Below are 22504 nucleotides of genomic sequence, written 5' to 3'. Positions count from 1 at the left end.
ACGTAGGGGCACAGCACATGAGCATATCTTCCGATAAGTCTTCACCACTGCGCATCGCCATTCTGGGTGGCGGACGGATCGGCAGCGCTTTCGCCTTTCATCTCGCGCGAAACGCGAGGCATGAGGTCACGATCATTGCCCGTCCGAATTCTGCGCGCCTTGCACAGTTGCAACGGGATGAAGGGATCGTGACAACGACGCATGAGCACGCCTCAGCGATCATCTGCGACACGCTGGATGAAAACATCCCGTATGATCTCGTTCTCGTGACGGTCAAGGACTACCAAGTGAGAGCGCTTCTACCGGCGCTGACGCGCTGTGCAGCCCGGAAAATCCATTTCATGTTCATGACGTTCAACCCGGATCATCTGCAACAGGCTGTCTTCCCCGACCGGGCTGCGTTCGGTATGCCGTTTCTCCAGTCCGATTTCGATGCGAACGGCCACTTCAAGATGTCCGTCGGAAAGCGCGAGACGCTGACCGACGACCCGGAATGGGCACATCTTTTCAGGGCTGCGGGGCTGCCCACCCGGTATGAGCCCCGGATGGACCTGTGGCTTCGCTGTCATGTTCCGCTGGGTGTCGCTTTCGAAAGCGTTGCCGTTGCTGCGGTGCAGCGTGGCAGGGGAGCTTCATGGAGCCGTGCCCGGACCCTGGCTCTTGGTGTAAGGGCCTGCTTTGCCATGATCAGGAGCCAAGGATATGAGATTTACCCGAAGGACAAGGCAAGACTGGAAAAGCTACCAGTTTTCATCGTGGCCGGAATGCTGTGGGGGCTGTCACGCATTCCAGCGTTTCGGACACTCCTAGCGACTGGAAAAGCCGAGTGCTGCGCTCTTGTGGACGACATGCTGGAATCAGCGCCCACAGCTGCCCAGTCAGTCGAGGCCAACGCCATTTGCGCGATGAAACCAGAATGATAACATGATTTTTTTCCGATATGGGGTCTCAGGCTGTTACCACACATGCTGTCGTGCGCATGACCACTTGCGGATAATTTTGATCAATACCGGACAGGCAGTAATCGCCTCCATGTCGGACGTGTCAAACCCTGTTTCCTTTCCAAGAAGCGGACAGTCGGAAACATAAAAGGTTCGCGGTTCTTAGATCGTTGTAGGCTATCGTTATCCCTGCATCCCTTCCCATAACCCACCTTGCTTCACGATGGCGGCAATAACAGCACGCAACAGCGAACTATTGTTCAGCATCTGTTTGCCCATCTTTTCATGTGTCTTCATAAGTTCGATGGTCGCATTCAGCCCTTCTTCCTGAATATCTGGTGAGTTGGCGAACTGGTCTCTGGTGTTGGCCTTTGCCTGCTCCCGTAGTTTTTCTGACTCTGCTAGCTTGGTTTCCAATCCGGTGACAAACGCCACCTTGTCACCATCCGTCAGATCTCCCTCGAACAGGTCATTGATCGCCTCAATGATGCGGGAAAGCTGAACTTTCACTTTGTCCTGCGGTTGTCCCGAACCGGCTTCCTTTATGGGTTCTAGCCCGTCACCTGCTTCGTGCTTTAGCCCAAGCTTCTGCTTGCCAAGGTCCTTCATTCGATGATGCGTCAAACGCAGTGTCGTCGTATCGATGGTCTCACGCTCACGGTCGAACTTCAGGAGAGGCCATAGCATTTTCGCGAACAAGTATAGCTTTTCATAGTCCGGATTGCCGTAGTTCAGCATCTGGCTGAAAAACTCATACATCCGCACGTAGGATGCCAAATCACTCCGGAATTGGATCAGTCCGTCAATGAGCTCCTTTGCTTCCTTCCGCTCCTGTGAGCCTTCCGGTTCGTCCTGAATGATTTTCCGCGCCTCGCGATAGCGGCCCAGCACACGGGAACTGACCGGCACAATGGCCGCATCAAGCTGCTGCTGTGACGCTTTCGGATTTGTGAGGATATGAGCCACCCGATCCACCTCAGGCTGATCATACAACCCGGCATCATCCAGCTTGTGGCGCAGGTTTACCACGCAGTTCGGGTCACTGAGATCCGCCAGTTCGGCCTTCGTGTAATATTGCTGGAATGCCTTGAGGATGTCTTCCGGGTCGTTCTCGAAATCGACCACGAACGTCATGTCCTTGCCCGGATAGCAGCGATTCAGGCGCGAAAGCGTCTGCACGGCCTGAATGCCGCCGAGCTTCCGGTCCACATACATGCCGCACAGCAATGGCTGATCGAAACCCGTCTGGAACTTGTTCGCCACGATCAGAATCCGCCATGGATCTTCGGCAAAGACCTCCCTCAGGTCGCGCCCTTTCAACGCGGGGTTAATGTTGCTTTCCGTAAAGGGCTCCGGACCACTTTCCGGATCATCCACCTCACCCGAAAACGCTGCGAGAAGCCCGAATGGATAATGCTTTTCCTTCACATAGCGATCCATAGCCAGTTTCCAGCGCACGGCCTCCTTGCGGCTGGCCGTCACGACCATAGCGCGCGCCTTGCCGCCAAGGAGAGGCTGCACATTCTGGCGGAAATGCTCCACCACGATCTGCACGCGCGCGGCGATGTTGGTGGGATGCAGGCGCACCCACTTCATCAGCGCTTTCTTTGCCTCCGAAGCCTCGACTTCTGTGTCATCCAGAATCTGCCCGTTCTGGCTCAGGCGAAACGCCTGTTTCCAGGACACATAATTCTGTAACACATCAAGGATGAAGCCTTCTTCGATAGCCTGCCGCATGGAATAGACATGGAACGCCTCAGGCTTATTGTCCTTGCCCTTAGGCTGAGGATGCGGCAGGCGCCCAAACAGTTCCAGCGTTTTGGCCTTTGGCGTAGCCGTGAACGCAATGAAGGAAATGCCTGCGTCTGCCGCAGTCCTTTGCGCCATTTCCGCCGCCAGCAGGTCTTCCGTGCTGATCTCTCCACCGTCCGCAAGCTCCGCCAGTTCACCGGCTGAAAGAGCCGCCTTGAGTTTGCTGGCCGATGTCCCGGTTTGCGAGGAGTGAGCCTCATCAGCAATCACGGCGAAATGCTTGCCCTCTGTCGCCGCAAGCTGACGGATTTCCTCCAGAGCGAACGGAAAGGTCTGGATCGTGCAGATAATGATTTTCTTGCCGGTATGTAGAGCCGCTGCAAGTTCCTGGCTCTTGCTGCCCCCGTTGCCAGAGATCGACGCCACCACCCCACGCGTGCGCTCGAAGCTCTCAATGGTTTCCGAAAGCTGCCTGTCCAGAACCGTGCGGTCCGACACCACGATGACCGTATCGAATAGCTTGTGATTGTGCACGTCATGCAGGTCGGACAGAAAATGTGCCGTCCACGCGATGGAGTTCGTCTTGCCCGACCCGGCAGAGTGCTGGATCAGGTAACGCTGCCCCGGCCCTTCCTCCAGAATAGTGGAGACCAGCAGCCGTGTAGCGGCAAGCTGATGATAGCGCGGAAAGATCCAGCCCGAGATCTTCCCTTTTTTCTTCACCGGAATGACGTAGCGGCCAAGAATATCCAGCCATGAATCTGGCTGCCAGACCTCCCGCCACAGATACGCCGTGGTGCCGGGATTGCCCGCCCCACCCTCGTTCCCCTGATTGAACGGCAGAAAGCGGCTGTGCGCGCCGTCCAGATGGGTGCACATCATCACATCGGTGTTGCTGACGGCAAAATGCACCACTGCCCCGCCGGGCACGGACAACAGCGGCTCCGCTGGCCTGCCCGGCGGCTTCGGCAATCGGTCGGTGCAATACTGTTCCACTGCGTCCTGAACGGACTGAGTGTAGTTCGATTTCAGCTCAACTGTTGCAACCGGCACGCCATTCAGAAACAGCACCAGATCCAGCTTATTGCCGTTGCTGGCCGAATAGCGAACCTGCCGTACCACGCGCAGGCGATTGGCGTCATAGCGATGACGCAGATGCGGATTCATCGTCACGGCCGGACGGAACTGACAGATTTTCAGCGTCTTCGTCAGTCCGATAATGTCCAGCCCGTCCCGCAGAACAACCAGCGCACCCCGCGTGTTCAGCGCATCCCGCACACGCTGGCACAACACAGCACCAGCCGAGCCGCCATGCGTTTTCTCCAGCGCCTCCCACGCCTCGGGCTCGCATTCGCGCACCCATGCCAGCAGGTCTTCGGGGAAAAGGGACAGGGTGACGTCGTAGCGACTGGCAGACCCTTCCTCATAAAGCCAACCGGAACGGCCGAGATAGTCGCAGATTTCGGATTCCATATGGTGCTCCTTGTGGAGGTCTGTCATAAGTCGGCCCCCTCGTCAGGAATGACCTCCAGCTGTTGCGCCTGCCAGTCCCGGAATGTGATGTCCGGGTTATCTTCCAGCTTCCATGCGGCAGGTCCACTTACGGCGTGGCCAAATACGACGGCAGCCGCTGCACTTGGGCTTCTGAACGCATAATCCTTGATGAACACTCGATGTTCGCCAGCCATCTGCAGAATGCCGGAGCGTACCAGTTCTTCATGCAGCGGTTTATATGTGCCTTCCCCGTGCCATTCAGTCCTGGCCTGAGACCCTGCCTCTACAACAAATTCACCGTCCTGAAAGATGGCTTTTGCCGTCAGATCAATGCGTGGTTTGTGCAGCAAAAAGCGGGCCGTCTCTGTTGTGGTGGGGTGCGTTCCAGCTTCCGACGCTTCAAAAGTTGGAACTGGCCGCGACGACCCCGCTGGGCGGCTGCGCTGGATGAACATATCCACCCGGATGGCTGGCAGGACAACCATCAGGTTGGCAAGGAAGGCCTCCATCTTGGCAATATCGGCTTCCGTCAGTCCCGGCAGGGAGGGCGAGTTGCCGTTATGCAGCGGTGTATGTCCGATCTCCCGCGCCATCGTGACCAGCCGCGCTTCCAGATATTTCACATGTGCCTTGTTTAGCCGATTTGCGCTGGCCGAGACTAGCACGGCCGTTTCCCACCAATCCTTGTCAGTGGCCGCCGCATGCTGCTTCAGTCGCGTGCTGAGGTCCTCGGCCTCGCCGATATAGGCGAAATCCTGCCCGTCCTTTTCACCCAGCAGCAGGTACACGCCTGCGTAACCGGCTTCCTCCCGTCGCAGCGCTTCGGTCAGGCGCGTGCGCGGGGTGACGAATACATGCCCCGTCCAGTTGAAGAGTTCAGCGGTCACCATGCCGTCCGGATGACCGTCGATATAGAAAAGCTCCAGAGAGCGGCCCTTGGTGTCGATCATGCTGCGAGGGCCTTGCTCTGGGCGCGAACGTCGATCTTGCCAGTGACGGCTGCGGAGATGAGAGCGGCGCGGCGTTCTTTGAGGAGGGTAATGGCGGAGTTGGCAGTCGCCACCAGCTCATCAAATTTAATGGTCTCGTTTGTGATATATTCAGCAATAATTATTTGTTCCAATAAAGGGGGAACAGGAAGCATTAATTCATTAAGTTTCTCTCTATTGATTTTGGGCATCGCGACCCTGTCTGACTCCAGAATCGCCCATGCAGTGAAACTTGGGGCAAGCATAAGCCAAGCAAGATATGCTTGATCAAGCCGTCCTCGACTGGTCAATGGATACATATCTGCACTGCAGAGACCGCTCAGAGGCGCGAGTGCTACCTTTGCCAAGGCTGGTCGAATTTTTGAGTAGATCACAGCTCCTGCTTCGTAAATATACTTGCCGCTTTCAGCTCTTTGGTCTGCAGCTGTGGTTAGCTCTAGTAAACGACCGGTTCCAGATTCAATATGATTTGGGGCGATTAAAATCATTGACAAATATGGCTCTTTTTTGGGATCTACTTGCCCTTCTGCGATCGCTACCAATCGTGAAAACCGCACAACCTCCCACTCTTCCGGCACCATCCCGATCCACGGGATGCCAGAGTCCTTCATGGGGGCGTTGGGGTTCAGGCCTTTTGTGACGGCATGGGAGATGACGGCCTGCCGCTTTTCCGCAAGGAGGGCAATCAGCCGTTCCTGTTCGGCAATCAGGGCGTCAATCTTCCCGCACTCGCGGTCTAGAAAGTGGGCTATTGCCTGCTGTTCGGGGAGTGGCGGGAAAGGAAGCTCAATGCCCTTGAGTATATCCCAAGATATAGCGCTACGATGAGCTAAAATACCATTGCCAAATGACTGACAGTAAGTTTGGTAGGTTTTGTTTTCAAATACATACCTAAAAAAATTAATATGGAATTGATCATTTACCTTTAGAACAATATAAACGGGACTACATATCCCATTATATTTAGATAGACCAAAAGAACCTATTCCAAAATTCATACTATTTATTACAAAATCGTTCTCCGACACAATTTTACATTTTGATAAATCTTCTGGTTTTTTGTTTCCAACATCTCCTTTTTCGGCATAAGGGATGACCCCAATGTTTGCTACGAGTGATAGATAATATTTGGTGATTTCAGGATCATTTTTTGCTGTTTTTTCTGTACAAATTGCACGTAAAGGAGCGGTCAACCACCCGCTCGGAATCTTTCCGATCCACTCAACTCCACTGTCCTTATAAGCCGGATACTTCGGGAAACTCATGCTGAAAGCTCCCCAAGCATCGTCATGATTTTCGCCGTCACGTCTTTCAGATCCGCATCAATCTCCTCAAGCGGTCGCGGGGGCTCGAACACATAGAAATACCGGTTGAACGGAATTTCGTAGCCGATCTTTGTCTTGTCCTCATCAATCCACGCATCAGGGGCATGGGGCAGGACTTCGCGTTTGAAGTAGGCGTGAATGTCATCATTCAGAGGCACGTTTTCCGTATCGCGCAGGCTGCTATCGGGCACGGGCTTGCCCTTCGCCTTGCCGCGCTGACCGAGGACGATATTGCCGTCCTCGTCGCGCTGCGGGCGCTCCACGGTGATGGTCTGGTAGCCAAAATCCTCATTACGGAAAATGCGGCTCAGCGGCGCGAGTTTGGCCTTGCCGCCTTCCGGGGCCTGTGGTGGTTCCGCGCCCTGCATCACGACCGCGCCCGTCTGCGTGCCATCGGCGGCGGTGATGGTGGCAAGCTGCGCCTCCTGCGCATCGCGGAACAGCCGGGTGACGAGGGTGATGTCGTCCTCCCCCATTTCCTTGCGTTTGGAGCCGAGGCTTTTGCGCATTTTCTGCCAGAAGGAGGAGGCATCGATCAGTTGCACCTTCCCCTTACGGTTTTTCGGCTTGCGGTTGGTCAGCACCCAGACATAGGTGGCGATGCCGGTATTGAAGAACATATCGGTCGGTAGTGCGATGATGGCTTCGACCAGATCCTCTTCCAGCACGAAGCGGCGGATTTCGGACTCGCCGGAACCGGCAGCGCCCGTGAACAGGGGGGAACCGTTCAGCACAATGCCGAAGCGTGAGCCGCCGTCCTTCGACGGGCGCATCTTGTGGACAAGGTGGAGCAGGAACAGCATGGAGCCGTCCGAGATACGCGGCAGGCCGGGGCCGAAGCGTCCATCATAAGCCAGCTTTTCATGCTCGGCCCGGACGGCCTTCTCGACCTTCTTCCACTCCACGCCGAAGGGCGGATTGGAGAGCATGTAATCGAATTTGTGGTCCGCCAGTTCATCATCGGAGAGCGTGTTGCCAAGGCGGATGTTGCTGACATCCTGATTACGGATCAGCATGTCAGCCTTACAGATGGCGTAGGATTCCGGGTTCAGTTCCTGCCCGAACATGGTCAGACGGGCGTCCGGATTGTGGTCGAGCAGGAACTCTTCCGCGACAGAGAGCATGCCGCCGGTGCCAGCGGTGGGGTCATAGATGGTGCGGACGGCAGCGTTGCCGGGGGTCAGCAGACTGTCATCCTCAGCGAAGATAAGGTTCACCATCAGTTTGATGACTTCGCGCGGGGTGAAGTGCTCACCAGCGGTCTCGTTGGAGGCTTCCGAGAATTTGCGGATCAGTTCCTCGAACACCTGTCCCATCTGGTGGTTATCAACGGCTTTATCACTGAGATCGAAGCTGATGAATTTTTCGAGCACCAGATAGAGGAGATTGGCTTTGGCCAGCCGGTCTGTCTGTTCGGTGAAGCGGAAGTGGTCAAAGATATCACGGGCGGCGGGAGAGAAGGCATTGATATAGGCGGACAGGTTCTGGGTCAGGTTATCCGGATCGCCCAGCACGCCTTTCAGTGTGAAGTCAGACGTGTTCACGAACCGCAGACCTGCGGCTTTCTCCATGAAAGGCATTGGGTCGATCCCTTTGCTCTCCCACTTCTCTTTTTCCTTCAGCACTTTGTCACGGGTCGGAGCCAGAACGGCATCAAGGCGGCGCAGAACGGTAAAGGGTAGGATGGCCCGACCGTATTCAGCTGGCTTGAAATCGCCTCGAAGGAGATCGGCGACCTGCCAGATCATGGAGGACAGGGAGGCCGTGCGGGGTGTCGTGCTCATGAGAAAATCTGGTCCGATGTCGAAAATATATAAATCACTGATTTTGGAAATGCAGCCGAAGCCACGCCGCGAACGCGTCTTCCTCCATTGCGCCAGACGCAAGAGTCACCATGGCCTCGACGGCGTCTAGGGCACTGACCTGCACACAAGTTCCATTCAGCCGAACGAAAAGGACGCAGCAACTCCAGGCTGTCCGCTTGTTGGCGTCATTGAAGGGATGATTACGCGCAATGCCATAAGCATAGGCAGCCGCCAGAGTCGCGGTGTCCGGCGCTGGGACTTCAGCATAGTGCCAGCGGTTTTCGGCGCGAGCTAACGCGCTGTGCAGCAGGTTCTCGCTTTTGAGACCATGTGTCCCACCATATTCCTTCAGAGCCTGATCGTGCATGAACAGCACCGCATCAGGTTCCAGAAACTCAGGCAGATCCGGCATCAACGCTTGGCCAGTTCCTGAAGAACGTCAGCCTGCTCACGTAGCGTCTCGCGCGCCATCTGCATCTGGCGTTCAAGCTTGAGATTGCGCTTCACCAGCTTGATTCCGTCGGCCATTTCGACCAGCGTGAGTACCTGCCCGACTTCTAGGCCAAGGCGGATACGTGTTTCCACCGGAAGGGTAACACCAACAGAATTACCCTGTTTGCGAACGACGACCGTTTCCATGGACTCAGCTCCGTATTACGTGTCGTAATACGTAGCTGAGCTTACTTAAGAGCAGCAAGCAAAATCGAGTTGTCACTGCGTCAGCTATTACGCTCGTCCACCCAAAACCGGACCTTCCGCTCCCCCCCCTGATCTGCCTGTCCGCTCAGTGACACAGGAGCAGACAGACGGCAGTCGCCTCATTTAAGACATTCATTGACCTTGAGAGCCTGCCCGTAACCGGACATTGATTACGGCTAAAGGTCACTCGATGTTATCGCTCTGTGTCAGGCTGACTATGCCTGCAGAACATGGTTTCGTGAACCAGCCGCCTCTTTCTACGCGTCAGACTTTCGCAAGTTTGATGGTCTGCTCGGGAAAGGCCTTTACACATAAACCACAGGCACGACACTAATCGGCATGAGGCGTATACGCGCCGTAAGGCCTGTCTTGGCCAACTGTCTCGTTGTAGATTCGTTTTCAGGAATGGAGATCAGCCCGCTACTGGCCTGACCGGGTTCAGATTCGCTTCGCCTGCAGCCGCTCTGCGAAACGGATGGGGTCTATGATCGCGCGACGATGTAGCCCCTCCCCGATCTGAATTGCCCCGGGTGTTGTGGAGACAGAAAGACCCGTGAGGTAAGAAGAATTCATGAGCAATAAATCGAAGCGTTTTCCGCCTGAATTTCGTGAACGTGCAGCCCGCATGGTTCTGGAGGAAGAGAAGAACCATCCTTCGCGGTGGTCTGCGGTGATGATGATCGCTCCAAAGCTGGATATTCACCCTGACACGCTGTCAAAATGGACCCGTCTGCATGAGCGGGCCAATGCACCTGCGGTGAGTGACCTGCCTGATCGAGAGAAGATCAGGCAACTGGAGCGAGAGAACCGCGAATTGCGGCAGGCCAATGAAATACTGCATAAGGCTTATGCGTATCTTGCCTAGGCGGAACTCGACCGCCGGTTCAGGCCATGACGCGCTTCATTGATGAGCACCGGCAGACATATGGTGTCGGGTCAATCTGCAAGATCCTGCCGATTGCACCATCTGTCTATTATGCAACCGTTTCTAGAGGGTGTTATGCACTTTGGGCGAGCAGTTGAGCGGCATTTCTGAGCATGAAGCCAGCGAAGGCGATGGTGTGCATTGCGGCGAGGGTTGAGGCGCAGCGCTCGTAGTCTTTTACGAGCCTTCTGCACCGTGTCGCCCATGCGAACGATCTCTCCACGATCCATCGTCGGGGCAGCAGCACAAAACCCCGCTTTGCCTGAGGCAGCCTGACGATTTCGAGGGTGATATCCTGCTCTCTGGCAGCTTTCGCCGGTTTTGATCCGGTATAGCCCTGATCAGCCCATGCCAGTTCAACGCTACCGTCTGTTGCCTGCTGAATGGCTTGCGCGAGCGGAGCGACTTCTGCCCGATCATCTCTGTCTGCCGGGGTGACGTGCAGGGCCAGAAGATGCCCTAGGGTGTCGACCGCCATGTGCAGCTTCGATCCCTTTTTTCTTTTCGCGCCATCATACCCGGCGCGTGAACCACTCTCAGGGGTTGAGCGCAGTGTCCGGCTGTCGATAATCGCCGTTGTCGGCTCGGCCTGCTTTCCTGCAGCCAGACGCAGCACGGCCCGGAGATCGTGGACGACAACCTCGAAACATCCTGCGTCCATCCAGCGCCGGGATTGCTGATAAACCGCAGTCCACGGTGGCAGATCGTTCGGCATCGCGCGCCATGCTATACCGTAACGGATCACATACCGCAGGCCGTTGAACAACTCTCTCAGATCATGATGTCGCTGCTCTGCATCCTCTTTCATCAGAAGGAGATAGGGAACAATCAGAGACCACTCTTCGTCACTGATATCAGACGGATACGGTTTGCGAGCAGTATTCATCCACATATTCTGCAACAATTACACAAAAAAGTACATAACACCCTCTAGGCAGAAAAATCCTTGTGTGCGCAGCCAGAAAGACAAAGAGCTGTGCGATGACATCCATAGAGTGTGGAATGATAATTTCTGCGTCTATGGAGCGCGCAAGGTCTGGCAGCAGTTCAAACGTGAAGGCTTGGATGTCGCCCGCTGCACGGTAGAGCGGCTGATGCGCCGGATGGGACTGAAAGGCGTCATTCGTGGCAAGGGGGTCAGAACCACACAGCCAGATCCGGCACGGCCCTGTCCACAGGATCTGGTGCAGCGCCAGTTTCATGCACCAGCCCCTAACAGGCTCTGGGTTTCGGATTTTACTTACGTTTCTACATGGCAGGGCTTTGTTTATGTGGCCTTCATCATTGATGTGTTTGCCCGGGTTCATTGTGGGCTGGCGTGTCTCCTCAAAGGCTCATACCGACTTCATGCTGGATGCCCTTGAGCCAGAGGCGGCCTGAGGGAAAAGTGACCCACCATTCCGACCGCGGCTGTCAATATGTGTCCATTCGCTATACGCAAAGATTGGCTGAAGCTGGCCTTGTCGCTTCTGTCGGCAGTGTTGGGGATTCCTATGATAATGCCCTCGCGGAGACCATTAACGGACTTTACAAAACCGAACTCATCTATCGGCAGGGGCCATGGAAAAACAGGGACGCTGTTGAGATGGCAACGCTTAAATGGGTCGACTGGTTCAACAATCGGCGGCTCCTGTCCTCCATTGGAAACATCCCGCCAGCAGAAGCTGAAGCACGCTTTTATGCGCAACAGAAATCGCATGCATTACGGCGTGTCGTCAGTTAAGCAGGATGATGATTGAGGCGAACTGCACGGCTGCGAGGAAGGTCGATTTCAGTTTATCGTAGCGGGTTGCGATAGCGCGAAACTGCTTGAGTTTATTGAAGAACCTCTCAACAAGGTTCCGTTCACGGTAGCGAGAAAAATCGGTTTTCCGTCGTGTCGTTCTGTTGCGTTTTGGCGGGATGACCGGGATAATCCCGCGCTGTATCAGCCGATCGATCAACCTGTCCGCGTCATACGCCTTGTCAGCAAGAAAAGCATCCGGGTCGATGTTTTCCAGAAGCGGTTCTGCCTAGGTGATATCGGCATCCTGTCCCGGTGTGATGCCGAGTTTCACCGGATTGCCCAGAGCGTCGCAGATGGCATGGATCTTTGTAGTCAACCCGCCTCGTGATCGTCCGATGGCCTGATCCGTGCCCCTTTTTTGAGAGCTCCGGCACTATGCTGATGCGCCTGGACAATTGTGCTGTCGATCATCATGTATTCGTTGTCGTAATCAGCGGCCAGATAACGAAATATCCGTTCGATGACGCCGCTTTCACACCAGCGGCGCAGACGCCGGTGCACGTTTTTCCAGTCCCCGAAACGGGCAGGAAGGTCGCGCCATGGAATACCCGCGCGATAGCGATACAGCACCGCCTCCACGAACAGACGGTTGTCCACCGCAGTGCCGCCGACATAGCCTTCTCGACCGGGAAGAAGATCCTTTATCCGCTCCCACTGGTCATCGCGTAAACTATAGCGCCGCATCTGTCTGAGAGGTGGCCCCATTTGTTCGGACAGATTTGCGGGTTGAATAAGCTATCGCCCGATGTTGCTATGCCGCCAATTTCTCGTTGTTGCTGACCGACACCGCTGCCGGGGTTAACCCCGGCAGCGGTGTCGGAGCGGATCCATGATACGCCTCATCGGGCGTGCGTCCAGCGAGCGCCGAGTGTGGGCGCCGCGAATTATAATGACCAATCCATTTCGCCAGGCCGGCACGAAGTTCCGAGCCGGTCTCGAAAGCGTGGAGATACACGCATTCATATTTCAATGACCGCCAGAGCCGTTCGATGAAGACATTGTCCATCCAGCGGCCGCGCCCGTCCATGCTGATGCGGATCTGCCGGCCCTGCAGCACTTCGGTGAAGCGCGGCGTGGTGAATTGGCTGCCCTGATCCGTGTTGAAAATCTCCGGCGTCCCGTAGCGGGCCAACGCCTCCTACAAGGCCTCGATGCAGAAGTCCGCATCCATGGTATTGGACAGGCGCCAGGCCAGAACCTTGCGCGTCGCCCAGTCCATGATCGCCGTCAGATACAGAAAACCCCGGCGCATCGGAATGTAGGTGATATCCGAACACCAGACCTGGTTGGGCCTGTCGATCGTCAGGTCCCGCAGGAGATAAGGATATGTGCGATGCTCCGGGTGGGGCACCGTCGTCCTGGGTTTCTGGTAGATCGCAACCAGCCCCATCCGGGCCATCAGCCGTCCGATCCGCTTGCGGCCTACCTCATGGCCCAGACGGCGAAGGTGCCGCGCCATCTGCCGGGCGCCATAATACGGCGTTTCCATGAACTGTTCGTCGATCAACCGCATCAGCATCAGGTTGAACGCGTTTTCGGGCGCAGGCTGATAATATACCCCAGATCGGTTGAGCCTCAGCAAGGTGCATTGCCTGACAATCGGCAAGCGGGGACGTTGCGGGTCGATCATTTCCCGCCTCTGGTCACGCCCAAGCGAACAGAGGCATCCCGCAAAAAATCCCGTTCCACCAAAAGCTGGCCGATCTTCGCATGAAGCTTCTCAACCTCGGCCGCACTCGTCGCAGGCTCCGCAACGGCCTTGCCCGAAAAGGTCGCTGCCATGCCCTCGATCGCCTGACGCTTCCACTGGGCAATCATCGTCTGATGCACACCGTGCTTCGACGCCAGTTCCGACAACGTCTGCTCGCCACGGATCGCCTCAAGAGCCACACGAGACTTGAACTCACACGAATACCGTTTCCTCGTAACCTTGCCCATCAGTCCCTGTCCTTATCCAAGCCGGGGATAGCTTATCACCCTGTCCGATTTTCCGGGGCCTCCTCTCTTAACTGATGACACGCCGTAGTATACACCGGCTGAATGAACTTCGTCAGGAGCCTGATTTGCCTTCCACTTTCGGCATTGTCGATCTGTTCGCCGGCCCGGGCGGACTTGGCGAGGGGTTCGCTTCCCTCGTCGAAGACGGCCATGCGCCGTTCCGGATCGGCATTTCAGTCGAGAAGGAGGCGTCGGCCCATCGGACCCTGACGCTACGTGCCTTTCTGCGCGAGTACCGTGCACGTCATGGCGTCTTGCCGAAAGAGTTCATCGATTTCCATGCCGGGCTGGTATCCGAACCGGACTGGTCAGCCGTCGATGCCGAAGCGTGGCAGCATGCCATCGACGAAGCTCGTGCGCTTGAGCTCGGCACCGGGGCTGCGGCGACCGCCATAGATGGCGCCATCGCGACGCTGAAAGCAAAGTACGACGACACGATCCTGATCGGCGGGCCGCCCTGTCAGGCCTATTCCCTAGTGGGGCGCGTCCGCTCCAGAGGCAAGGTCGGCTACGTCCCGGAGGAGGATGCGCGGCACTACCTCTTTCGGGAGTACATCCGGGTCCTCGACAAGCTTCGCCCGGCCGCCTTCGTTATGGAAAACGTCAAGGGCATGCTTTCGTCGACAGTCGAAAGCCGGCTTGTCTTCGAGATGCTGATGGAGGATTTGTCCTCGCTCGGCACTGGTCACGCCCATCACTACGAACTTCGTGCCGTCCGGGTAGAGGATGGCAAGGCCAGCCTACAGGAGGCGGCGCAGCCCTCGGATTTCATCGTGCGCGCCGAGGCGTTCGGAGTCCCGCAGCGTCGCCACAGGGTGATCATCGTCGGCATCCGCTCTGATCTCGCAGGACGTGCCGCCGATGCGGAGATCGCTGTATCGGGGATGGCACGTACTGTCCGCGATGTCATCGAAACGATGCCCGCCTTGCGAAGCGGCATCAGCCGCGGGCTCGACGACGCCGCAGCCTGGCGAGGAGAAGTCCTCGAAGCCGCAAACATGCTGGCTGGCATTTCCAAGGGGGAGGACAACCGGGCGCTCCGTGAGGCATTCCTGAGCGTTTCAGAGCAAGTGGAGGAAAACCCGCCGACTGTTCGGGCTGCGTCACGGTTTCCAGACGGCTACGGCACTTCGAACGATGAGCTACTGCAGTGGATCGAGCGACCGGAGCTGCGCGCGATCGCCCAGCACGAGACGCGTGGGCACATGGCGTCGGATCTGGGCCGCTACCTGTTTGCTGCCGTGTTCGGAACCGTCCATGGCTACAGCCCGAAAGCGGCCGATTTCCCTCTGGTGCTCAGCCCCGATCACCGCAATTGGCACAGTGGTGTCTTCAATGACCGCTTCCGGGTTCAGCTGGCGGACGAGGCATCGACCACGGTCACGAGCCACATCTCGAAGGATGGCCACTACTTCATTCACCCCGATCCGATCCAGTGCCGTAGCCTGACGGTCCGCGAAGCCGCTCGTCTGCAGACCTTTCCCGACAATTACCTGTTTCTCGGCAACCGAACGCAGCAATATGTCCAAGTTGGAAATGCCGTGCCGCCGTTTCTTGCAAGGCAGATTGCAGCGCTCATGCTATCTACGCTGAAACGGTGAACACTACCGATCTGTCATGAGGTGTTCGACGCATTAAATGCGATAACACCGATGTCAGGCATCATGATTGTCGCACCTCTTGGATTGAACCCCGCGGAACTGGGAATTCAGCGGCTCTCACCTTCGCCCAGGTGTCCGCGCGCTTCGCCACCTCCGAAATTTGCTGGCCCGGTGCGATCCTGCTGAACTCGGCGTTTACGACGACGGCCCAGTCCCAGAGCAGATCCCGCAAGCCATCTGAAATCCCTTGCCACATCCATATCTGCTCGAGATCGAGCCGGTCACCAAGTCGATCGGCAACCACCGATACGACGTAAGTGGCGATGTTCACCCATCCTTGGCGGAACACCTCTTTCGCCTCCTTCGTCTTGATCATACTCTCGACCGCCTTGAACAGAATGACTTTGGCGATCATCGCCCGATACCAACGGGCATCGAGCGGGCTCGGGACAATAGTCGGATCATCATCGAGTGCAGCCATGAAGGCCGCGAAGTTCTTCTCGCCAGCCATGGCGACTTGGTTCGGCTTGCCGCGCCACGCTTCATGGTACTTCGCGATGTCGTTCTTGGTCAGCTTGCGTTTCGGCGGGACCATCTCTTTCAGGTTCCGCCTCTTCGCGGGCGTGGTGCCTTCCCTCAGCAGCATGATGTTGTAGGCGCCAGCTGCGCGCTCATAGAACCATCGCGTTGCTCCATCGGGGCACCACATGTCGCTCGCGAGTTTCTCAAGTTCTCGATGGAACGGGCGGTTTGCCGACAGGTCGGACATCTTCACCGCGTTCTGACTGTTCGCATACCGTGACACGTTGCTGATCAGTCTCTCGCGCGCTTCGTCCTGCGATCCCTTGAGGATGATGATCTTGGCCGGGACCATGACATGGCTGAGATCGATGATACGATCATCGCGGGATGAGAAGTAGATGGTCGAGGTTGTCTGGCCGCCGTTCACGATCTGCAGACCCTTCAGGAAGGACAGGCCCAGATTACCGTCGTCGGTCCGCTCGAAGGCCGCTTCGTCGCAGACAAGCACAAGGCCATTGTTGAAGGCGAGGAAGTGCTCCGGTTCCTTCCGCAGCGTTTCGACGATGCCCTTGTTGACCGTGCGCTTGTTCCCCAGAAAGGTGCGAATATTGGCTTCAAGCAGCGTCGTCCCGTAGCGCAGATAGAGGTCCCGGATGAGCTGCCCGGGAATGGCGGTTAGGGCATACTCGTAGTCAGCGTCAGGGTCTGGGACATGTACGCAGGGAAGTGCCCGACCGATCGACTGGACGAAACTCACGGCCAGTTCGTCTCGTGGTTTGCCCTCGGTGTGGCGGAACAGCCTCTCCATATCCATGGCCTCGACGGCCACCATCTTCTGGTGAACCTCCTTGTTCGAGAACCGTTTGGTCTTGGTCTTGCCATCGGTGATCACGAATACTCGAAGTCGGTCGATGTCGCCCCAGCGAGAACGAATGGTGGCGACCAGATCCCTGACGGGATGAGTCGGATCGATCCTTGCGTTGAGGTTGCTGCTTGCCGCTCGAAAGAGAAAGCGAACGCCTTCGCTTGCAGTTGCGGTAGCATCCGAGTCCCTGAGATCGTTCAGTTCTTCTGACCCGAAATAGTGGGTCACGAAGAGGTCGAGAGCCGTTTCATCGGAGCTGAGCGCATAGCCCGTAATGCGGAGTTTCGCGTTGCCGACCTTGCCGCTCCAGTGGCAAACGGTTGGTGCCTCGCAGATCCCAGTTTCCGCGACGTGCTCCATAACCATTTCCGCAAAAACGAGCTCATCCGAAGGAAATGGGCCTTCGCCGGCCTCTACGCGCTCGGCGATGGTGGTCTGCAGATGGGAACGAAAATTGCGGTGAAAATCGTCGAGGCTCATGTCAGTCAAGTCCAAATTCGTCGATCAGCTCCAGAATCCCAATAGAGGGGATTTCCAAGGCATCGAGGTCGAGTTCATAGGCGGCAGAACGGATGGCGGCTGGCAGGGAAGCACGTATAAGGCGCGGCATGTCACCTTCCGAGCGGAATGTCCTTGCATCCTTCAATGTCAGCGTTCGGCTGTAGAGCGGTGAATGCTCTTCGAGATATCCCATCACCATGAGCAACGCTTCAAAGCCGCGCTGAACTCCGGCCAGTCCAAACCTTTTGCGGAGTTCGGACACGAGATCGGCAAGCGAGATCCCATCCGTATTTTCCTCGAAGCGGAAGGCGCAGAGGAAGATGGGCGCCCTGTCACCGTCCAGTTGCTCGATGCTGTTGATCCGCGCGAGGAAGCTGCCGGTCCTGACCGTGCTCTTCACCTCTATCGCGCCACCCCGAACGTGGAAGTCCTGTGCAGCCCGTAACGGTCCCTGCCAGCATTCAAGAGCATCTGCTCCGAGGGAGGTGTCCGTGAGCAGCCTAAGCATCCAGAGTTCGCCGAGCAGGCCGATCTGCACATCGGACGAAAGAGGACGGTGAGTTCGGGCCATGAAAGTCTGCCATTCCCTGACCCGTTCGAGGAAGGTCTCCATAACATCGCGACCCGAGCTTTTGGCTGCTGTCTCCAGAGTTCTCAAGACATCCACAACCATGATGGCGAAGATGTCGGGGGAACCCTCCGGCCGCCTGACGAGAGCAATCCCCGTCTTGTCTGTGAATACGGACTGACCTTCGATGCAGGATACGTCGAAGCCCTTGCCCTCAGGAAGCCTTGCCGGGTTCACCGGCCACGATCCCGGAAAGGAGACGATCAACGCCTCCCGTCCGAGGGGGAAGTGACACCCCGCCTCGACTGAGACGGCGCCCATATCGGTGAGATGCACAAATCGCCAGTCTTCCGCCCCTTCCTGTCGTGCGAGCGCTCGCCAAGCGCGTACAATCCCATCTTCAGTCCACCCAGTCATTGAGGCCTCCCCAAAGTACGCTGTTGGCGATGTACCTCGAGTTGGACACCCTTCTCTCGGAAGTGCTCGACGGAAAACTGATTGCCCAGGCGACGACGGGATCGACATCCTTTAGCTTTTCGACCTCGGCACCCTCGGGATCGAGCAGATAGAGCATCAGGAGACCACGCTCCCGACGGGCTCGGACGCCTGCTTCGGTGTCTCCTTCCCCGAGAATGTGACGGATCTGCGGACCTCTCGGCTCTGACGGAGGCTCCTTGCCGTCGTTACGAGCGGTATCGTTGCGCCACGTTTTCTGGCTGAGGCCGAGCGCAGCCTTCCATTCTGCTTCCGTCAGATCGATAGCCTGATCGCGAGGCGAAATCAGGGTCTTGATAGAATATCGATCTGCATGTTCGGTCGTTCTTCTCCGCTTCAGCATGTTGACCGAAGAGCCGCCGACCTTACGGTACTTGTCGTCCGGGCCCGTGTCCTTTCCGATCAGTGCGACCGTCCAGTTCATCAGTTCACGATCCTTGTTCATCTCCTCGATGAAGTCCGCGATCAGCGGACTCATGATTCGAAAACTGGCAGGGTGGGTTCTGTAATCCCGCAGAAATGAGATGACGGTCAGGGCTGGTACAGCGCGCCAAAGGTGACCGTTCCACTTCTGACCTAGTGGAACGAAATGCTGATCATTCAAATCCGTCGATGGACCGAGTGCGTTGATGAACCGATCCGTGGCCTTGAAGTTCGCCTTGATGTCGTCCTTGCGGTTGGGGAACACGATAGTCTGCAGCAGGTCGCCCGAATAGGTCAGCTGCATCGCTCGAGCGTTTCTCATCTTCGCCCGCGAAGTCACGGTCAGAACGGAGTGCGATTTTACACGCAGGCCGAACTGTTTGGGCGTGGCGCCGGCCGCGACCATGTTGTCGAACTCCTGACGCAACTCTTCGGCGGCATCGGCGATATGGCCGAACCACTCCACCATTTCCTGCGATGTGTAGAGGCGGCAGACGTCGAGGTAGCCGTCACGGTAGCCGAACCAGCGCCCCATCTGCATGAGTGTGTCGTACATGCGTGCGGTTCGAAGGAAGTAGCTCGTGCAGAGACCTTCGAGCGTCAGACCGCGCGCCAGTTTGTCGCCGCCGATGGCAATCACCTTGAGGCCGGTGCCATCATTCTCGGCGTAGTCGAGTGCGTCCTTCGCCGTCCCGTTGATTTCGCGAACGCGAATGTCGGACAGCACGTCGGGGAGGACAGCGCGAATGTCGGCCCACGAGAAGTCCTCCAGCGCTTCGCCTTCGACGAGGGCAGAACGGATAAGCTGCATCCCTGGCAGGAAGGTCTTTTCATATTCCTTGCGCATGGACGCCTCGAGGTTCTCGAGTTCGATGCCGCGGGTGTAGCGGCCCTTCAGATCCCGCACGTACTCTGCGACTTGGTTGACGACAGCGTTCTGTACCGAGGTGAAGCGGGTAACGTGGATAAGCATCGAAGAATGTTTGCTGCCCTGTCTGCGCAGCTTCCTCACGGCACAGGCATAGACGAAGGAGCGGATCGCTTCTGCGAGCGAGTCCGGCACACGGTCCTCCCCCTGCCATCGCGGTCGGTAGCCGTTCTTGTGTTGTGGCGGCATCCACGGCTGGAATTCACCGTCCGAAAGTGGGCGCACCAGAGGCAGGTCTTCCGGCGTGCTGGAAGCTGATCCGAAGACACGACCCGGTCCGACATAATTCGATGGCGCCGCAAGGCTGGTGATGAAGGCTGCGGGGAAGAGGTCCGGTCCGTGCTCCTGAGTCTCCCCGCGGTCATGAATGAAAATGTTCGCAAAGGGTGTCGCCGTGTAACCGACATAGGCCTTCCGCGAGAAATGGTGGAGGATCGACCGGATCAATCTGTTGATCGTCTTGGGCTCGTGCTCGAGATCCGGGTTGCCGAATTCGTCCACGACATCTTCACCAGTGTCGACAGATCCGTGATCGGACTCGTCGTCGATCACCAAGAGAGGCAGGTTGGTGACGAGTTTGCGACCTGTTTCGGGATCGACATGATTGGCCACACGGTTGCGGATCCAGTGCAGCAGGCGCTCCAGCACCGTCTTGTTCTTCTTGACGACGAACAACCACGGTCGCTGTTCCGGGCTGACGTTCATCTTCGCGGCAACGGCCGTGTTGAAGTCGCCCTTGTCGCTCCGATTCGTTGCAGCATTGGGACGGACCGACATGTCCTTGTCGATCAGTCCGACCCCCACTGCCGGGAGCTCGTCAGCATCCGCGATAGTGGCAAAGCCGAGAAACCCCTCGTCTAGGCGGATCTGGGTCTGTGCTCGCAGGTTGTTGTGCAGGCCGGCAAGCACGATGATGATTTTGTAGCCGGCGTCGGCGGCCTTACAGATCAGTCCGGTATAATTGCCTGTCTTCCCCGACTGGACGTGGCCCACGACCAAGCCGCGACGATCCCAGGCGCCTTCCCGGGTCGGATCCTCGAGCTGCGAAAGTACTTCGTCAGTGGCGACGTCGAGAGCATCGAGGGCCGTCCAAGGAATGCGCGCTTCCATGTACTCCGAGTAACGCTGCCAATAGGTCCAGCCCTTCTTCCTTTCTGCATCAAGCCAGGCGACATGGTCCTCACCGCTCGACAAGGTAGCGTTCTCGCCCACCGTGCGGCTTGAACGGCGGATCAGTTCGTCAACCAGCGCGTCCCGATCAACAAATGCGAAATCGTCCTCCATCATGATCGACAGCTTGGTCAGCTCCTTCTCGATCATTTCCGGAGTGACAGGGCTTTGAGCGCGTTCCGCAGCAAGGCGGAGCATGTTCTGGGCCATGGAAAGGATTGAATCGAAGGCCTTCTGGTTTGAAATCGTCATTGCGTGTCTTTCGCTTCAAGGGCTGCAACCAGGTCGAGGTGCTGGTCGAATGGGGGCGTGCGACCGAGCCGCTCCCACGCCTCAGTCGGGCTGAGCCCGCGGAACTTCACCAGCGCTTCAAACATCGAGGACAGGGTCTCCGTCACCTCGTTGTCGGTCGCTCCGCTGAAACCAGTTCTCGGCGTCTCCTTGTCTTCCGCCGTATCCAGCCAGATACGCTGCACGGGCACTGTCTCTTCGATCAGCCTCAGAAGAGCGAGAATGTCGGGCTTGAGTGGGCCTGCGCGATCGAGGATCGAGGCGACAAGATCATGGTCACGAGCGATCCGGTAAGACGTTCCCTGTGCCGAGCGCCGCACTTGCCAGGCTTCAGCGACCGCGTTCGGGCGTGTGCCTGAGGCCGGGGTCACGTGTCCCCGGTGGGCGAAGACCCGCCGCGCCGTGTCGCGTGTTTCTGTTGCGAGACGATGAAGCTGGGATCGCAGGCGCACCGGGGGGCTGGCCGTGGATTTCAGGACATTGATCTTCCAATCGGCATCCGCGCTGTTCGGTATGTCGAGTCGGATACGAGCGAGCCTGTGAGCTTCATCGCGCGGCCATGGCTTGCCGCCATCGCCGAGGCCAAGCCAACCCCCAGCGAGAAGGAGACGCCTGTTGCGGTAAACGTAGAAGCCCTCCTGCTGCGTCCATCCTCCGGGCCCCGCCGCCGCTTCCTGTTCGGCAGTCTTGAGCATGTCGCGATGCGGAAGGACGTGGCATTGCACGGTCACACCAATGGTGTGGAGGATCCGATACTCGAGGCTTTCCAGCGCCTTGCCGGGATGACCGATGAGGAACGGATCCCAAGGCTTCAATCCTCTGCCATTGAGCGAGAGGCGCAGCATGGGCAGTTGGCCATCGATGAGGCGATGGAAGGTCATCGCAAGATGCGCCTCCACGCGATCCGCGAGCTCGATCATGTCGGTGGCCGCGAAGCCATCGGTCACGATACGGTCCAGTTTCTCCCAGAGTACGACGGTGCCGTGGGCCATCTGGTCCAGCGGCGCGAGCAGATGCTCTGATCCCGGCGCCGGCGCCTCGAAGAGCGGCCAATCAGCCCCGGATTCCTGACCAATGAGATCGAGGTCCCAGCGCAGGCAGACGACCGATCCACCTTCCTTCCGACTGGCGACGGTGAGGCGACGAGCCTGAGAGAAGCTGGCCGTCTTCAGGCCCAGCCCGAAGCGTCCGAGGTCGGTGGCGGCGCGTTCAGCCCTCGGATCGCGAGCGCCAAGGCGCATGCCAGCCTCCAGAGCCGCGTCGTCCATGCCTTCGCCGTCATCGACGATTCTTACCCAGCTCTCTGGACCGGCCCACTCAAGATGAACGGCGACATCGCGCGCTTTTGCGGCGATGGAATTGTCGACCAGATCGGCAAGTGCGGTGGGAGGCGCGTAGCCGAGTCCTCGAAGGGACTCGAGCATCG

At 57.5% G+C, this 22504-nt stretch carries 14 protein-coding genes, 3 pseudogenes and 1 other annotated feature; of the genes and pseudogenes, 4 read left to right on the top strand and 13 right to left on the bottom strand.

Annotation, left to right across the window (positions count from 1 at the left end; all coding sequences use genetic code 11):
- Window positions 1-17: 17 nt before the first annotated feature.
- Complete coding sequence (locus KSAC_RS00480) at window positions 18-920, top strand: ketopantoate reductase family protein (RefSeq protein ID WP_132303514.1); 903 nt, start codon at window positions 18-20, stop codon at window positions 918-920.
- 204 nt (window positions 921-1124) lie between these two features.
- Here the strand turns inward: KSAC_RS00480 and KSAC_RS00475 are convergent, their stop codons facing one another.
- From KSAC_RS00475 to KSAC_RS00450, 6 genes are read right to left on the bottom strand one after another with little or no spacing between them, the layout of a single operon-like run.
- Window positions 1125-4166, bottom strand: a complete 3042-nt coding sequence (locus tag KSAC_RS00475) for a type I restriction endonuclease subunit R (protein WP_243705238.1) — start codon at window positions 4164-4166, stop codon at window positions 1125-1127.
- Between the two features lie 23 nt (window positions 4167-4189).
- Complete coding sequence (locus KSAC_RS00470; RefSeq protein ID WP_132303510.1) at window positions 4190-5137, bottom strand: GIY-YIG nuclease family protein; 948 nt, start codon at window positions 5135-5137, stop codon at window positions 4190-4192.
- A complete protein-coding gene (locus KSAC_RS00465; protein ID WP_132303508.1) occupies window positions 5134-6441 on the bottom strand; it encodes a restriction endonuclease subunit S in 1308 nt (435 codons plus the stop codon). The genes KSAC_RS00470 and KSAC_RS00465 overlap by 4 nt, the downstream gene beginning before the upstream one ends.
- Window positions 6438-8285 (bottom strand): type I restriction-modification system subunit M, encoded by a 1848-nt coding sequence (locus tag KSAC_RS00460; protein ID WP_243705237.1) that lies wholly within the window; start codon window positions 8283-8285, stop codon window positions 6438-6440. Before KSAC_RS00460 ends, KSAC_RS00465 begins: the two co-directional genes overlap by 4 nt.
- 34 nt (window positions 8286-8319) lie before the next feature.
- The gene (locus tag KSAC_RS00455; protein WP_132305994.1) at window positions 8320-8718 is read right to left on the bottom strand and encodes a type II toxin-antitoxin system death-on-curing family toxin; all 399 of its coding nucleotides are present in this window, start codon (window positions 8716-8718) and stop codon (window positions 8320-8322) included.
- The gene (locus KSAC_RS00450; protein ID WP_132303506.1) at window positions 8718-8945 is read right to left on the bottom strand and encodes an AbrB/MazE/SpoVT family DNA-binding domain-containing protein; all 228 of its coding nucleotides are present in this window, start codon (window positions 8943-8945) and stop codon (window positions 8718-8720) included. The genes KSAC_RS00455 and KSAC_RS00450 overlap by 1 nt, the downstream gene beginning before the upstream one ends.
- A gap of 631 nt (window positions 8946-9576) precedes the next feature.
- Between KSAC_RS00450 and KSAC_RS00440 the strand changes: the two genes are divergently transcribed.
- Window positions 9577-9870, top strand: coding sequence for a transposase (locus tag KSAC_RS00440; RefSeq protein WP_132303504.1), 294 nt, complete (start codon window positions 9577-9579; stop codon window positions 9868-9870).
- Window positions 9855-9971: a sequence feature (AL1L pseudoknot), on the top strand. Its footprint overlaps the gene before it by 16 nt.
- Window positions 9972-10003: 32 nt before the next feature.
- Here the strand turns inward: KSAC_RS00440 and KSAC_RS00435 are convergent.
- Complete coding sequence (locus tag KSAC_RS00435; protein ID WP_132303502.1) at window positions 10004-10816, bottom strand: IS5 family transposase; 813 nt, start codon at window positions 10814-10816, stop codon at window positions 10004-10006.
- Between the two features lie 64 nt (window positions 10817-10880).
- Between KSAC_RS00435 and KSAC_RS00430 the strand changes: the two are divergent.
- Window positions 10881-11653: pseudogene (locus KSAC_RS00430) on the top strand (IS3 family transposase); the annotation flags it as partial.
- Here KSAC_RS00430 and KSAC_RS00425 read toward each other — a convergent pair.
- Window positions 11646-12400: pseudogene (locus KSAC_RS00425) on the bottom strand (IS5 family transposase). The pseudogenes KSAC_RS00430 and KSAC_RS00425 overlap by 8 nt on opposite strands.
- A 67-nt stretch (window positions 12401-12467) precedes the next feature.
- Window positions 12468-13654: pseudogene (locus tag KSAC_RS00420) on the bottom strand (IS3 family transposase).
- Between the two features lie 125 nt (window positions 13655-13779).
- Between KSAC_RS00420 and KSAC_RS00415 the strand changes: the two are divergent.
- Window positions 13780-15315 (top strand): DNA cytosine methyltransferase, encoded by a 1536-nt coding sequence (locus KSAC_RS00415; protein WP_132303498.1) that lies wholly within the window; start codon window positions 13780-13782, stop codon window positions 15313-15315.
- Window positions 15316-15376: 61 nt separating this feature from the next.
- On the opposite strand, the gene KSAC_RS00410 is transcribed toward KSAC_RS00415, so the two are convergent.
- Genes KSAC_RS00410 through KSAC_RS00395 form a run of 4 tightly spaced genes read right to left on the bottom strand, consistent with a single transcriptional unit; the run spans window position 15377 to window position 22502 of the window.
- The gene (locus KSAC_RS00410) at window positions 15377-17182 is read right to left on the bottom strand and encodes an AIPR family protein (protein WP_165927255.1); all 1806 of its coding nucleotides are present in this window, start codon (window positions 17180-17182) and stop codon (window positions 15377-15379) included.
- A gap of 1 nt (window position 17183) precedes the next feature.
- Entirely contained in the window at window positions 17184-18188 is a 1005-nt protein-coding gene (locus KSAC_RS00405; protein WP_132303494.1) for a PD-(D/E)XK motif protein, read from the bottom strand.
- The gene (locus KSAC_RS00400) at window positions 18172-21039 is read right to left on the bottom strand and encodes a Z1 domain-containing protein (protein WP_132303492.1); all 2868 of its coding nucleotides are present in this window, start codon (window positions 21037-21039) and stop codon (window positions 18172-18174) included. Before KSAC_RS00400 ends, KSAC_RS00405 begins: the two co-directional genes overlap by 17 nt.
- Entirely contained in the window at window positions 21036-22502 is a 1467-nt protein-coding gene (locus KSAC_RS00395) for an ATP-binding protein (protein ID WP_207918715.1), read from the bottom strand. The genes KSAC_RS00400 and KSAC_RS00395 overlap by 4 nt, the downstream gene beginning before the upstream one ends.
- Between the last annotated feature and the right edge of the window lie 2 nt (window positions 22503-22504).

Origin of the sequence: Komagataeibacter saccharivorans, assembly GCF_004348195.1 — a bacterium.
GTDB lineage: Bacteria > Pseudomonadota > Alphaproteobacteria > Acetobacterales > Acetobacteraceae > Komagataeibacter > Komagataeibacter saccharivorans.
The sequence above is the reverse complement of the archived record's forward strand: the minus strand, read 5'-3'. Positions and strand labels throughout refer to the sequence as shown.